Annotated in this window: 14 protein-coding genes; 10 read left to right on the forward strand and 4 right to left on the reverse strand. The window is 45.8% G+C overall.

Going from position 1 to position 13,599, the window contains the following annotated elements; genetic code table 11:
- Positions 1-49 precede the first annotated feature (49 nt).
- Together ACTIE6_RS14850 and ACTIE6_RS14855 are read left to right on the forward strand one after the other, a co-directional pair.
- The gene (locus ACTIE6_RS14850; RefSeq protein ID WP_439557385.1) at positions 50-1,192 is read left to right on the forward strand and encodes a DEAD/DEAH box helicase; all 1,143 of its coding nucleotides are present in this window, start codon (positions 50-52) and stop codon (positions 1,190-1,192) included.
- Complete coding sequence (locus ACTIE6_RS14855; protein ID WP_439557386.1) at positions 1,193-1,492, forward strand: rhodanese-like domain-containing protein; 300 nt, start codon at positions 1,193-1,195, stop codon at positions 1,490-1,492. It abuts the gene before it with no gap.
- A 24-nt stretch (positions 1,493-1,516) separates the two neighbouring features.
- On the opposite strand, the gene dapF is transcribed toward ACTIE6_RS14855, so the two are convergent.
- Together dapF and rplS are read right to left on the reverse strand one after the other, a co-directional pair.
- Positions 1,517-2,296 (reverse strand): diaminopimelate epimerase, encoded by a 780-nt coding sequence (dapF, locus tag ACTIE6_RS14860; RefSeq protein ID WP_439557387.1) that lies wholly within the window; start codon positions 2,294-2,296, stop codon positions 1,517-1,519.
- Between the two features lie 94 nt (positions 2,297-2,390).
- Positions 2,391-2,753: a 50S ribosomal protein L19 gene (gene rplS, locus ACTIE6_RS14865; RefSeq protein WP_439557388.1), complete on the reverse strand. Its 363-nt coding sequence runs from the start codon at positions 2,751-2,753 to the stop codon at positions 2,391-2,393.
- 214 nt (positions 2,754-2,967) lie between these two features.
- On the opposite strand from rplS, the gene ACTIE6_RS14870 reads away from it, so the two are divergent.
- Positions 2,968-4,449 (forward strand): NAD(P)H-hydrate dehydratase, encoded by a 1,482-nt coding sequence (locus ACTIE6_RS14870; protein ID WP_439557389.1) that lies wholly within the window; start codon positions 2,968-2,970, stop codon positions 4,447-4,449.
- 321 nt (positions 4,450-4,770) lie between these two features.
- Here the strand turns inward: ACTIE6_RS14870 and feoB are convergent, their stop codons facing one another.
- On the reverse strand, positions 4,771-6,906 hold the full coding sequence (gene feoB, locus ACTIE6_RS14875) for a ferrous iron transport protein B (protein WP_439557390.1): 2,136 nt from the start codon (positions 6,904-6,906) through the stop codon (positions 4,771-4,773).
- A gap of 28 nt (positions 6,907-6,934) precedes the next feature.
- Complete coding sequence (locus ACTIE6_RS14880; protein ID WP_031525588.1) at positions 6,935-7,162, reverse strand: FeoA family protein; 228 nt, start codon at positions 7,160-7,162, stop codon at positions 6,935-6,937.
- A gap of 232 nt (positions 7,163-7,394) precedes the next feature.
- Here ACTIE6_RS14880 and ACTIE6_RS14885 point away from each other — a divergent pair, with 232 nt between their 5' ends.
- From ACTIE6_RS14885 to ACTIE6_RS14915, 7 genes are all read left to right on the forward strand, one after another.
- Positions 7,395-8,066, forward strand: a complete 672-nt coding sequence (locus ACTIE6_RS14885; protein ID WP_439557391.1) for a heme exporter protein CcmB — start codon at positions 7,395-7,397, stop codon at positions 8,064-8,066.
- Between the two features lie 45 nt (positions 8,067-8,111).
- Positions 8,112-8,801 carry a cytochrome c biogenesis protein CcsA gene (ccsA, locus tag ACTIE6_RS14890; protein ID WP_439557392.1) on the forward strand — a complete coding sequence of 230 codons (690 nt, stop codon included), beginning with the start codon at positions 8,112-8,114 and terminating at the stop codon, positions 8,799-8,801.
- Positions 8,802-8,869: 68 nt separating this feature from the next.
- Positions 8,870-9,091 carry a CcmD family protein gene (locus ACTIE6_RS14895; protein ID WP_439557395.1) on the forward strand — a complete coding sequence of 74 codons (222 nt, stop codon included), beginning with the start codon at positions 8,870-8,872 and terminating at the stop codon, positions 9,089-9,091.
- An 8-nt stretch (positions 9,092-9,099) separates the two neighbouring features.
- On the forward strand, positions 9,100-9,534 hold the full coding sequence (locus ACTIE6_RS14900; protein ID WP_056281518.1) for a cytochrome c maturation protein CcmE domain-containing protein: 435 nt from the start codon (positions 9,100-9,102) through the stop codon (positions 9,532-9,534).
- The gene (ccsA, locus tag ACTIE6_RS14905; RefSeq protein ID WP_439557393.1) at positions 9,531-12,131 is read left to right on the forward strand and encodes a cytochrome c biogenesis protein CcsA; all 2,601 of its coding nucleotides are present in this window, start codon (positions 9,531-9,533) and stop codon (positions 12,129-12,131) included. The genes ACTIE6_RS14900 and ccsA (ACTIE6_RS14905) overlap by 4 nt, the downstream gene beginning before the upstream one ends.
- Positions 12,132-12,274: 143 nt before the next feature.
- Positions 12,275-12,574, forward strand: a complete 300-nt coding sequence (locus ACTIE6_RS14910) for a DUF3817 domain-containing protein (RefSeq protein WP_056281513.1) — start codon at positions 12,275-12,277, stop codon at positions 12,572-12,574.
- A 40-nt stretch (positions 12,575-12,614) separates the two neighbouring features.
- The coding region (locus tag ACTIE6_RS14915) for a DUF5916 domain-containing protein (protein ID WP_439557394.1) at positions 12,615-13,599 on the forward strand (985 nt) is incomplete at its 3' end.

Here is a 13,599-nt window from a genome sequence, read left to right on the forward strand (position 1 = left end):
TGAAATCTGGCTGAAAATCAATATCTGAAACAGCCGCTAAATAAAACAAATGACATTTCAGGAATTAACACTCATTGAGCCTATCACGAAGGCTCTCCAAGAAGAAGGATACACTACCCCCACCCCTATTCAGGCCAAAGCGATCCCGATTATTTTAGACCAGAAAGACCTGCTCGGCTGCGCGCAGACCGGTACAGGAAAAACGGCTGCTTTCGCAATACCTATGTTGCAACTGCTTTACAACAAGCCTCTTGGCAATACTGAGCGGCAGCGGATCCGCGCATTGATATTAACACCAACAAGGGAATTGGCGATACAAATCGGCGAGAGTTTCGCAGCTTACGGCCGCCATACCGGGATAAAACATACAGTGATATTCGGTGGTGTGGGACAGAAGCCACAGACCGATGCATTAAGAAGAGGAGTGGATATCCTGGTGGCGACGCCAGGCCGGTTACTCGACCTGATCACACAGGGCTTTATCAAACTTAACCAGCTGGAATTTTTCGTTTTGGATGAGGCAGACCGGATGCTGGATATGGGTTTTGTGCATGATGTCAAAAAAGTTATCAAATTATTGCCGGCTAAAAGGCAGTCACTTTTCTTCTCGGCTACCATGCCGGCGGCGATTGTGCAGCTTGCGGGAACAATTTTGAACAATCCGGTCAAAGTGGAAGTTACCCCGGTTTCATCCACAGCTGATACGATCAGGCAGTCTGTTTTCTTTGTAGATAAATCCGATAAGAATTCGTTGCTGCTGCACATTTTGCAAGATCAGTCTATTTCAACTGCATTGGTTTTTACCCGTACCAAACACGGCGCTGATAAAGTGGTGAAGGTTTTGCGAAAAGCGGGTGTTACTTCCGAGGCTATCCACGGTAATAAGTCTCAGAATGCACGTCAAAATGCATTGAAAAACTTCAAGAGCCAGACTACCCGTGTTTTAGTGGCAACTGATATCGCAGCCCGCGGAATTGACGTGGATGATCTTACCCACGTAATTAATTATGAAATCCCGAATATCCCGGAAACTTATGTTCACAGGATCGGTCGGACAGGTCGGGCGGGAGCAAAAGGAATTGCTATCTCATTTTGTGACAAAGAAGAAAAGCTTTTTCTCCGCGACATTCACAAGCTGATCGCCAAGAACATCCCGGTTGAAAACAACCATCCTTTTGCTGTAACGAGGTAAATGCGTAAGAGTTACTCAGATATCAGCTTGTCGCAGGCACTGGATTTGACTAAAAAGCCAGGTTCAGTGCTTGTTGACGTGCGGGAGCAATGGGAATTTGAAGAATTTAATGAAGGCGGGATCAACATCCCGCTCGCTGATATCAGGGAAAAGAGGCAGCTGCTGGCCAACTATGATCCTATTATTGTGATCTGCACCAACGGCGTTCGCAGTAAGGTAGCTGCGATGGACTACTGCCGGGTATCTGAATGGTCTGAAAAGACCATTTTCCATGTAAAAGGCGGCATTCTTGAAAGTTAGGCCGCCGGAACTTGCAAAATTTATCTATACAGTCAATGTACCGCTGAAAACCTTTACCGCCGGGCCAATCAGATAAATATCGCTGAATTCGCCGCTATTGGTTTTGGAAAATGCGACTTGCAGCGTACCGCCGATTGTTTCCACTTTGATCGGACTTCCCCAGCCTTTTCTCAAATGGGCAGATAATGCACAGGCAGTGACGCCCGTGCCGCAGCTGAACGTTTCATCCTCTACACCTCGCTCATAGGTTCTTACGCTCAGGTGATTTTCTTCTATTATCTCAACGAAGTTGACGTTTGTGCCGCCTTTTGGCCCATAAACCGTACCATAACGGATCTCGCTTCCGATACCTACAACATCTGCTTCATTTACATCATCCACGTAAGTAACATAATGCGGCGAGCCGGTATTCATAAAGTCGAATTCATCGTATCGCTCCAAATCTTTCACTCCCGACATTTTTAATGTAATGATGTCGCCGCTGATCGTGGCTTCGTGCTCGCCGTCAACAGCTATAAACCGCGTTTTTTTAGAGAAAACACCCAGGTCGCTGGCAAACTGGACAACGCAACGTCCGCCATTGCCGCACATGCTGCCTTCTCCACCGTCTGCATTGAAATACACCATTCTGAAATCGTACGCTTCGTCGTTTTGAAGCAGGATCAGTCCGTCAGCACCTACACCGAACCTTCTGTGGCATATTGAGGCAATGAGTTCTTTCGAAACCGGAAATTGCTGGTTCCTGTCGTCGATCATCACGAAATCATTTCCCGTGCCCTGGTATTTGAAGAATTCGATTGTCATTGTAAAGTGCTGTTTGAATTGGCGGATTTGTACAAAACAACAAAACCCTGCAAGAAAAAATCACTTGCAGGGTTTTAAAATTTTGAGAGGGACTTTATTTAGTCGCTTTAAGCTCCTTAATGCGAGCTGCTTTACCCTGACGGCCACGTAGATAGAACAAACGTGAACGACGCACCTTACCGCGGCGGATCAATTCGATTTTCGCGATACTTGGTGAAAGAATTGGGAAAACACGTTCAACACCTATGCCGTTTGAGATTTTACGTACTGTAAAAGTTTCGCCACTTGAGCTAAGATTACGACGTTGCATAACGGTACCCTGGAACTGCTGGATACGCTCTTTGTTACCTTCACGAATCTTAACGTGTACGTTGATTGTGTCGCCTGATGAAAAATCAGGGTACTCGGATTTACGATTTTCAATCGTAGCTTCTACGAGTTTAATAAGTTCGCTCATGACGAATGCTTTTATAGATTTAAGTGATAGCTTGTTCCCAGCGGACGGGGTGACGCCCCTTCATTCAAAACAGCTTTTGCGAAAATGCGTGCAAATCTAAGATTATTTTCGCTTATCTGAAAGCACTTATCGCAATTATTGGCATAAAACAATCGCCCAAAGCAGCTGGTATGAAGATTTGGAACAGATACTTACCTCATTCATTATAAAGCGCATGAAAATATTAAATGCAGAACAAATCCGGAACCTGGATAGATACACAATTGAAAACGAACCCATTTCCTCCCTAGATTTAATGGAACGTGCGTCGGCAGCTTTCGTCAGCTGGTTTTGTAATCAATATGTAAATACAAGGCCCGTTTGCATTTTCTGCGGAAAAGGGAACAATGGCGGGGACGGACTAGCAATTGCGAGGTTGCTCAGCCAGCGCAGCTACGATGTGCAGGTTGCTATTGTTGAATACACGGATAAAAGTTCAGAAGATTTTCAGGCCAATCTGGTCCGTTTGCAGGATCAGCTTACGCCGGTTTACATGGAATCAATTTCCGACTTTCCTACAAATTCACCTCAGGTAGTTTGCATTGATGCATTACTTGGGTCGGGCTTATCTCGGCCGGTTGATGGTCTTTTGGCAGAGGTTATCTCAAAGATGAATGCGTTGCCCAACAGAGTTGTATCTGTTGACATAGCCAGCGGACTTTACACAGACAAGTCGAATGCAAAAGAAGATGTTATTGTCCAGCCGGATTTTACGGTTACGTTTCAACTTCCCAAGTTTTCATTTCTGTTCCCGCAAAATGCCTCTTTTACAGGTGAGTGGCACGTGGTCGATATCGGGTTAAATCAGCAATTCATTGATGAAGCTCCAAGTCCATACTTCTATACCGATCGCCGGACAGCTGAATTGCTCGTTAAGCCACGAAATAAATTTTCACATAAAGGTACTTACGGCCACGCATTGCTGCTGGCCGGGAGTTTTGGTAAAATGGGTGCGGCAGTATTATCAGGAAAAGCCTGCCTGCGCTCGGGAGTGGGCTTATTGACGATGCATGCTCCGCTTTGCGGCTATGATATTATTCAGATATCCATTCCAGAGGCAATGGTTTCAGCAGATGAGGCGCAGCATCACATCAGCAAATTGCCTGAGCTTAGCTCCTACTCGGCAGTGGGAATCGGGCCGGGAGTCGGACAGGAAGGTGAGATTGCTCATGTCCTTGAAAGGTTGCTTGAAGAAGTCAGGATACCATTAATAATAGATGCAGATGCGCTAAACATTTTATCCTCGAACCGCGAATTATTAGACAAGCTACCCGAGAACACGATTTTAACCCCTCACCCAAAAGAATTTCAGCGGCTGGCAGGTGATAGTGAAAACGAATTTGACCGTCTTGAACTTGGTCGGGAATTTGCAGCAAAACACAAGGTGATCATTTGTCTGAAAGGGGCGAACACCGCGGTTATTCTTCCAAATGGAGAAGTGCATTTCAACTCAACCGGAAACCCCGGAATGGCGACAGGAGGAACAGGCGATGTATTGACGGGAATAATCCTCAGTTTGCTGGCACAGAAATACAAACCTTACGAAGCCGCTATTTTCGGAGTATACCAACACGGTTTAGCCGGCGACAAAGCCGCCGCTAACCGAGGGCAAAGTGCATTAATTGCTTCTGATGTTGTGGAGAGCTTGGGTTGGTAGATAATTAATGCGTTACCAATCTGAAGTAAGTACGTCTAAATGCATATCACATTAGTTGCTTTGCATTTGGCACCACTTAAAAGAGTCTTAACTTCTTATTTTTTAGTACGAGATGGGAAAGTCAGAATTATCGGAACACGGGTTGCCTGTACAAAAGAGAAGAATTTATACTGCAGAAGCACATAAACCCTTTTTTGTTCGGCCTGTTCCCAAATATGTTTCCTTGAAAGATTTTGGTCTACTTCTGGAACTCGATCTTGCAATAATTGCTGACCTATCCCGTAGCAAAAAGCGTATCACGCATGCTGATGTTGAGGAGGCTCAACTCAAAATCTGATAAACCACAAACGCCGATCCGTAAGCCAGCACCATTAGATAAGCCAGCTGGATCAAAGGCCATTTCCAACCGTGGGTTTCGCGCTGTACTACTGCGATCGTACTCATGCACATCATTGCGAATACGTAGAACATCAGCAATGAGAAACATACTGCCAGACTAAACGTTGCCTCACCAGTCTCCGGATTTTTCTCCTGCAATAGTCGCTCTTTCACAGTAGGTACATCCTCAGAATCTCCGCTAATACTGTATATAGTCGCCATTGTGCCCACAAATACTTCGCGTGCTGCAAAGGAAGCCAGCAATGCAATGCCGATTTTCCAGTCGTAGCCTAGTGGCCGGATTGCCGGCTCGATAAAGCGTCCGAACTGGCCGGCATAGGAATTCTCCAATCTTGCCGAAGCTACTGCCGCATCAATCTGCTCCTGCGGCGCTGCCTGCATTTGCTGTACGGTTTGTTGTTCTGCCAGTTCCATTTTATCTCCCGGACCATAATTGGAAAGTACCCAAAGTATAATAGAAATTGCCATAATCACCTTTCCGGCTTCCAGCACAAAGGATTTGACGCTATCGTACATGGTAAAACCCACATGCCCCCAGCGCGGCAACTTATAGGAAGGCATTTCCAGCATAAAATAGCCGGGCTCTTTTCTTGGAATAAACAGCGAAAGCAGCCAGGCAGAAAACAATGCACCGATCAAACCCAATGCATATAAACCCAGTAAAACCAATCCTTGTAAATTAAGAAAACCCAGCACAGTTGTGGACGGGACTACCAGCGCGATTAAAATTGTATAAATAGGCAACCGCGCAGAACAGCTCATCAATGGGGTTACCAAAATCGTAAGCAGCCGCTCATATCTACTGCTGATACTCCTCGTAGTCATAATAGCAGGTACCGCGCAGGCAGCTCCTGAAATAAGTGGCACCACACTGCGACCATTTAAGCCAAACGGGCGCATTAATTTGTCCATAATTACCATGACACGCGCCATATAACCCGACTCTTCCAGGATGGAAACCAATGCGAAAAGGATTGCAATCGGAGGAATGAAAACAACAATCCCCGCAATTCCGGCGAGGATACCATCCGTAATCAGGTCATTTAAAACACCCGGGGGAAGTACTCCTTTTGTCCATTCAATAACCTGAGCAATACCTGCATCAATCAAGTCGCTGGGGTAAGTTGCCCACGCGAAAATGGCCTGGAATACGATGATCAGAACAGCTAGGAAGGAAATGTAGCCCCAAAACGGATGCAGGAGTATGCTGTCCAGCTTTCGGGTCCAGTAAGGTTGCTCTGTGATCCCTGCTGACTTAACCGCTTTTGAAACAATGGGTTTGATCTTTTCGTAGCGCGCGATTGTCTCAGTTGCCAGAAAATGCTTTTCATCGAAACCATACTTCTCAATCAGCTTGTCCAAACGTGTCCGGGCCGGCTGTTCGAGGAAAGAAAAATTATCGTGCTGACAAACATATTGCAATGCAACATAGTCATTTTCAAGCTCGTAAATCTCTTTAACCTCGCCTATCAGACTGACTTCACTTTCCTTGGGTTCGTAGAAATACCTTTGGGCCGCTTTTTCCTTATTGTGGTGAACCTGGCTTACAGCCTCTCTCAGTTTGTCAATTCCTTTTCCTGTTCTTGCATTGATATTAACCACAGGCACATTCAGCTGCATGGCGAGCTGTACTGCATTCACGGTTAGGCTCATGCTCTCCGCAACGTCAAGCATGTTCAAAGCAATAACAGAAGGTATGCCCAGATCACTCACCTCGGTAAACAGCAACAGGTTTCTTTGCAGGTTTGAAGCGTCAACGACGATCACAACCACATCGGGGAAATCAGGATGTTTTGGATTGGCCAAAATATCCATAACCACGGTTTCGTCCTTTGACTTAGGATATATACTGTACAATCCCGGCAGGTCGACCAGGGTTACCTGTGCTTCTTCGTGGTTATTGTTGGAAGGGATTCGAAATGTGCCTGACTTTTTGGAGACGGTTACGCCCGGGAAGTTGCCGGTTTTCTGACGCAAACCGGTTAATGCATTGAATAATGTGGATTTGCCGGCATTCGGGTTACCTACCAGCGCTACTTTTATATTTTCTTGTTTCAATGGAGACGACTGTAAACAGCATTAAACCTTATTCCAACTCAATCACAGACGCTTCGTTAAGGCGTAGTGATAAACTATACTGGCCGGAAACATTAATGCAGATCGGATCGCCAAAGGGTGCCACTGCTTCCACTCTCACCTCCGCACCGGGCAAACAGCCCATTTCCAGCAATTTCAAAGATAGGTCCCGGTCAGTGAAAGATTTGATCACACCTGTTTCGCCTTTGCGAAGCTGAGCTACATTCTTGCCGGGCATCTATGCTTATTTAGATTGATTTTATTTAAACCACAAATAAAGCACTATCCACGCGCAATTCAAATAGTTCGACGCGAATTCAAATGCTTTATGACGACAGTCACTCAAAATCCTGTACGATTATTATTTCCCTGAGGCTTTATGTCGTATTTTTGCAGTTCGAAACAGAAGATTCCAGTCCGGGATTTTCATCATTTAGCGACGCTTCCGATAGCCGACCGCGAATAGCCGATTGCAAGATTTGAACGAGATCAAAACCCTTATCTGGAAAGAAGTAACCCTGGAATGGCGACAAAAATATGCGCTCAGCGGCATGTTGCTATACGTGGTCAGTACCGTTTTCGTGACTTACCTGAGTTTTAGTCTCCGACGTAACCAGCTTACTCCTATCGTTTGGAATACCTTGTTCTGGATCATTATCCTGTTCACTGCTGTCAATGCAATTGCCAAAAGCTTTTCTCAGGAACGTCACGGCAGGTTGATGTACTATTACAGCTTGTGCAGCCCGCAGGCAATTATTATTTCCAAAATCATTTATAATTCCCTGATCATGCTCGCATTATCAGGAATCGGTTTTGCGATCTACTCGCTGGTAATGGGAAATCCGGTGGGCGATATTGGCTTGTACCTGGTGAGCATTGTACTTGCAGCGATAGGTTTTGCTTCGGTGCTCACGCTGGTGGCAGGTATCGCCTCCAAAGCAGACAACAGTGCCACTTTAATGGCGGTACTCAGCTTTCCTATTATCCTGCCCATGCTTTTGATGACCATCAGGCTGGCGAAAAACGCGCTCGACGGGCTCGATTGGTCTGTCAGCACGGACGAAATCACCACACTATTATCTATTGATCTCATAGTAATAACGCTCAGCTACCTGCTTTTTCCTTATCTGTGGAGAAGTTGATTCTGGCATAGAGCGGGTACAAACATTAAGGTAAAAAGACTCAAAATGAGAAAGATCTGGTGGAAAATCCTGTGTATCGCGATCATCTTTTATGTGATCGTTATGGGATTGATCGGGCCCGTACCGCGCCTGGCCATTATCAACGAAAGTATCCGCAATACCTACTTTCACGTGGCGCTTTGGCTCGCCATGACCACCCTGCTGTTTTTGTCCATGGTTTTTTCGATCAGGTACCTGAGTAAGGGTAAAATCAATGACGACGATATTGCAAGTGAACTTGCTAAGTCTGCCATTTTCTTCGGTATACTAGGCTGTTTGACGGGTTCAATCTGGGCCAATTACACCTGGGGAGATCCGTGGCCAAACGATCCGAAATTGAATGGAGCGGCTGTGGGAATTTTGATCTATCTGGCTTACCTGCTGCTGAGAAGCTCCTTTGAAGATGAGCAAAGAAAAGCACGTATTTCTTCGGTTTACAACATTTTCGCATTTGCCGTTTTCATCCCAATCATTTACATCCTGCCCCGGCTGACAGACTCGCTGCATCCGGGTAGTGGCGGCAACAGCACATTCGGGTCTTACGATTTCAACAACGATATCCGCAAAGTATTTTACCCGGCTGTGATCGGCTATATCCTTCTGGGACTCTGGCTGGCTGAGCTGCGGATACGTATGAAGCACATCAACCGGGTGCAGGAAGAATCCCTGGCAACCGGCGATAAAGTCGCACACTAAGCTTAATTTAGAATCCGGTAAACATTTCAAATCAAAATTTCGTTAAGATTTTGAGTCTATTAAATATGATGAAAAGACTTCCTCTCATCCTGCTGACCTTACTTCTTCTATCCGCTAATGTATTTGCACAGGCCACTGACGATGTGCCTATGGCCGATAAGCTGCGCGAAGATGGTAAGATCTGGGTCGTTGTGGCTGTAATTGCCGTGGTATTTGCGGGAATCGCCATTAATATGCTGCGCATTGACAGCAAGCTTAGAAAAATTGAAAAAGAGTTAAATATCAAATAGCTAATCCCGTGAAAAAGATCCAGATATTCGGCCTTATCATTATTGCGGTTGCAATAGGAATTATCGTCTCAACTGCCGGAGACGCAAGTACTTATGTAGATTTTACCAAAGCCCGCGAAATGGCCAAGGATGGTGATGAAGAAAGTATCCACGTTGTTGGAAAACTCAAAAAAGACAATGTCGGCCAGATCCTTGAAATGGAATACCAACCCGAAGTAGACCCCAATTACTTTGTGTTCACGCTGGTGGATAATAATAATGTTGAGCAAAAGGTTGTTTACAAAAACTCAAAACCGCAGGATTTTGACAAATCAGAACAGGTTGTTGTGGTTGGAAAAATGAAAAACGGAACATTTTCAGCAGAGAAAATACTCATGAAATGTCCGTCTAAATACGAGAACGGGAAGATGGAAACCACTGAACATACCGCAGTACAATCATGATTCACAGTACCATAGGAAGTGCAGGGCACCTGCTGGTTATTATTGCATTTGTTACAGCACTGGTTGCAACATTTGCCTATTTCAAATCCGGAATGCAGGCGGCATCGCTGGAAGATACGCTCACCTGGAAGCGTTTTGCGAGGGTTGTGTTCTTTGTCCACATGGCTGCGGTAATCGGCGTGGTATTTTCGCTGTATTGGATCATCGGTAACCATTATTTTGAGTACCACTATGCCTGGAAAAACTCCTCGCTTTCATTACCGACGGGTTATACCATTTCCAGCTTCTGGCAGGATCAGGAAGGTAGCTTTTTGCTCTGGATCTTCTGGAATGTAGTACTGGGCTGCATTCTGATCTTCTCAAACCGATCCTGGGAGGCGCCTGTAATGACGGTTTTTGCATTGGTACAAGCCTTTCTGACTTCTATGATCCTTGGCGTTGTTATTCCAGGGCTTGATCTGAAAATCGGCTCCACGCCATTTTTATTGTTGAAAGAAGTAATGCCGGATCTGCCTGTTTACAAAATGGATCCGAATTTTATTCCAAAAGACGGAAACGGTCTGAACCCGCTTTTGCAAAACTACTGGATGGTAATCCACCCTCCTACCCTGTTCCTAGGCTTTGCTTCTACATTAATCCCCTTTTCATTCGCAATCGCCGGACTTTGGAGCAAGAAAATCCAGGAATGGGTGCGGCCTGCATTGCCCTGGGCACTTTTCTCTTCGCTGATCCTCGGTGTAGGTATTTTAATGGGTGCTTACTGGGCTTACGAAACGCTAAACTTCGGTAGCTACTGGAACTGGGATCCCGTTGAAAACTCTTCCATTGTTCCCTGGTTGGTATTGGTGGCAGCAGTGCACACGATGATTATTGCAAGAAGGAATGCAACTGCATTGAAAACTTCCTTCATTCTTACGATCGCAACATTCATTCTGATCCTTTATTCTACATTCATGACGAGAAGTGGCGTGTTAGGTAATGCGTCTGTTCACTCGTTTACAGATCTAGGCTTGTCCGGTCAGTTACTGATCTACCTTTTCACATTCACGATCGTTTCGATTGCATTGTTGGTTTATCGCTGGAAATCTTTGCCGAGCGATGAAGAAGAAGTGTCGACTTACTCGCAGGAATTCTGGATTTTTATCGGCGCTACATTGCTTTGTTTATCCGGTTTTCAAATCCTGGCGACAACTTCCATTCCGGTTTACAATAAGATAGCAGAAGCATTTGGTACTGTGTTGAATATGGCTTTGCCGGCTGACCAGATCGCTCACTACAATAAATTCCAGCTCTGGTTCTTCTCGCTGATTATCGTGTTGACCGGTATAGGTCAGTTCTTCTGGTGGAAACGCACCGGTAAAGGAAATTTGCAGGCGCTTTATAATCCGCTACTTATTTCACTTCTGATCAGTGCAGCCGTGATTACGGTTAAAGGTGTGAGTGACATACAGTATATCGTACTGCTCACAACTGCTATTTTCGCGATTGTCGCCAATGGAACGATCCTGCTGAATATTATCCGCGGTAACTACAACCTGTCTGGCGGCGCAATCACGCACATTGGTGTTGCATTGATGCTGATCGGGATTTTGTTTTCGTCGGCTTATACGAGAGTTGTATCTATCAACAACTCAGGCTTGATGATCTCCCGCAGTGAGGAGTTTACGAGCAACGACAATAAAGAGAATAAAGAAAACATTACGCTCTGGCTCAACAAAGCCGAGAAAATGGGCGACTATATGCTTACCTGGCGCGACGTGCGCGTGGAGCCACGCCACATTCCGGGCTACATTCCGAAAAGCTGGGTTGATATCGTGGAAGGCGATTTCCATGCAGTAGCATTGCGCGACATTGTGGTTGATGGAAAGAAATACAATGCAAAGGGAGATACCATCGAGATTTTCCCTGAAAACTTCTACTACGAAATCGAGTACCGCGAACCTTCTGGCCGAATTTTCACATTGTTCCCGCGCGTGCAGATCAACCCGAGAATGGGCGGTATTGTTTCTTCTCCGGATATTCAGCGGAAGGTTGACAAAGATTTGTACACCTACGTGTCCATGGTCACCAACCCGACCGCCGAGCCGGTTTGGAGCCAGACTGAGAACTTCACAGTTAACCTGCGCGATACATTTTTTGTAAATGATTACGTAGCTGTACTTGACAATGTGGTGAGAACTGAAGAAGTTGAAGGTGTTACGCTGGGTGCAGGCGATGCTGCTGTAAAAGCAATCGTACGCATCCTGGATAAAGACAAAGAATTTGTAATTACACCTTCATTCGTAATCCGTGACAGAATGGTAGCCCGCAAGCCGGAAACGAGCAACGACCTGGGTTTACGCATTCAGTTCCAGGAAATCAATCCGCAAACGGGTCAGTTTACATTCGGTGTAAATACAACCCAGCGTGATTTCATTGTAATGAAAGCGACCGAAAAGCCGCTGATCAACATTCTCTGGCTGGGTACACTCGTACTGATGATCGGCTTTATCATGGCCACAGTGCGCCGGTTTAAGGATTTTGTAAAAATGAGAAATAAGGAAAATGCACCTGCCGGAGTACCAAAAGTGAAGGCTAAGAAAGTGGCAGCTGTTTAAATCAGAAATATTCTTTACAAAGAGGGTTTAGCCAAAGGCTGAGCCCTCTTTTTTTGTTCGTACATATATAAAAAGTTCCGGTTTCAAAACCGTTCAGTATGTATCTTTACATTCCAATCTGTTTTTCAAATCTCAACTCCAATATGTTTTCCGACCTCATTAAATCTGCATTGGGCCGCCTTCGCATCGTGGCTTTTTTGGAGGGTATATCTTACCTGGTCTTACTCGGCATTGCAATGCCATTGAAATATTTCGCAGGTATGCCGATGGCTGTTCGTCACGTGGGTACAGCGCACGGTGTTCTTTTCGTTTTGTTCGTCATTTTACTCATTCAGGTTGCAATAGAAAGAAGCTGGTCTTTCAAAAAGTCGCTCCTATCTTTCCTCTCTTCCATTGTTCCTTTTGGCACATTTTACGCCGATGCCAAGTGGTTCAGAAACTAATGCATTCAGCTCCATCTTCCTAATTCCTTAACCCCGACAAGTGCAACGTACTTCTACCCTAACCTGCCTTTTTTTCTGTTTAATCATTTTCCAAAGCATTGCGCAGAAACCCAACGAAAATTACCAGTACCACATTCACGCAGCTACGTCAGAGCCGGTAATCGACGGAGTAGCTGATGATATGGCCTGGGGTGCTGCCGAAACGGCGCGTGACTTTTTCATGATCACGCCCATGGATACCAGCTTTTCCAGGGCGCAAACGGATGTAAAGCTTTGCTATGACAGGAACAACCTCTACATCCTGGTGGTCAACCATAAACCAGTGAAAGGCTCCATTATCGTCGAGTCGCTGAAAAGGGATTTTGCTTTTGGCAAAAACGATAACTTTCTCCTCTTTATGGATACGTTTGACGACAAGACAAACGGATTCTCTTTTGGTGCCAATGCAGCCGGCGCTCCCTGGGACGGACAGCAGGGCGATGGTGGTACTGTCGATCTGAGCTGGGATAATAAATGGGTAAGTGTAGTCAAAAACGACGATGATAAATGGGTCTGGGAAGCAGCAATTCCATTCAAAAGTATCCGCTACAAGCCGGGTATCACCCGCTGGGGCATTAATTTCAGCCGCCAGGATCTGACTATTTCTGAAAAATCTGCGTGGGCGCCGGTACCCCGGCAATTTCCTTCTGCTTCGCTGGCATATACCGGCGTGCTTGTGTGGGATACCCCGCCGCCTAACCCGGGACCAAACGTTTCGTTGATTCCTTATGCCGCGACGCGTTTGACCAAAAACTACCAAACCGACGCACATCCCAACTACAAACCTGCTATCGGTGGTGATGTAAAAATTGGTCTCACCCCATCCATGAACCTCGATCTGACCGTCAACCCGGACTTCTCGCAGGTAGATGTGGACGTGCAGCAAACCAACCTGGATAGATTTGAGCTCTTCTTCCCCGAGCGCCGCCAATTCTTTCTCGAAAACGCCGACCTTTTCGCCAATTTCGGGTACGCTACCATTCGTC

The sequence above is a fragment of the Dyadobacter sp. genome, from assembly GCF_051859145.1.
Taxonomy (GTDB): Bacteria; Bacteroidota; Bacteroidia; order Cytophagales; family Spirosomataceae; genus Dyadobacter.

What these genes read in the sequence shown, in the direction of transcription:
- ACTIE6_RS14880 (WP_031525588.1), bottom strand. Translation starts at nt 7,162, where the DNA reads ATGCCCGGCAAGAATGTAGCTCAGCTTCGCAAAGGCGAAACAGGTGTG.
- ccsA (WP_439557393.1), top strand. Translation starts at nt 9,531, where the DNA reads ATGATTCACAGTACCATAGGAAGTGCAGGGCACCTGCTGGTTATTATT.
- ccsA (WP_439557392.1), top strand. Translation starts at nt 8,112, where the DNA reads ATGAGAAAGATCTGGTGGAAAATCCTGTGTATCGCGATCATCTTTTAT.
- ACTIE6_RS14910 (WP_056281513.1), top strand. Translation starts at nt 12,275, where the DNA reads ATGTTTTCCGACCTCATTAAATCTGCATTGGGCCGCCTTCGCATCGTG.
- rplS (WP_439557388.1), bottom strand. Translation starts at nt 2,753, where the DNA reads ATGAGCGAACTTATTAAACTCGTAGAAGCTACGATTGAAAATCGTAAA.
- ACTIE6_RS14895 (WP_439557395.1), top strand. Translation starts at nt 8,870, where the DNA reads ATGAAAAGACTTCCTCTCATCCTGCTGACCTTACTTCTTCTATCCGCT.
- ACTIE6_RS14870 (WP_439557389.1), top strand. Translation starts at nt 2,968, where the DNA reads ATGAAAATATTAAATGCAGAACAAATCCGGAACCTGGATAGATACACA.
- dapF (WP_439557387.1), bottom strand. Translation starts at nt 2,296, where the DNA reads ATGACAATCGAATTCTTCAAATACCAGGGCACGGGAAATGATTTCGTG.
- ACTIE6_RS14855 (WP_439557386.1), top strand. Translation starts at nt 1,193, where the DNA reads ATGCGTAAGAGTTACTCAGATATCAGCTTGTCGCAGGCACTGGATTTG.
- ACTIE6_RS14850 (WP_439557385.1), top strand. Translation starts at nt 50, where the DNA reads ATGACATTTCAGGAATTAACACTCATTGAGCCTATCACGAAGGCTCTC.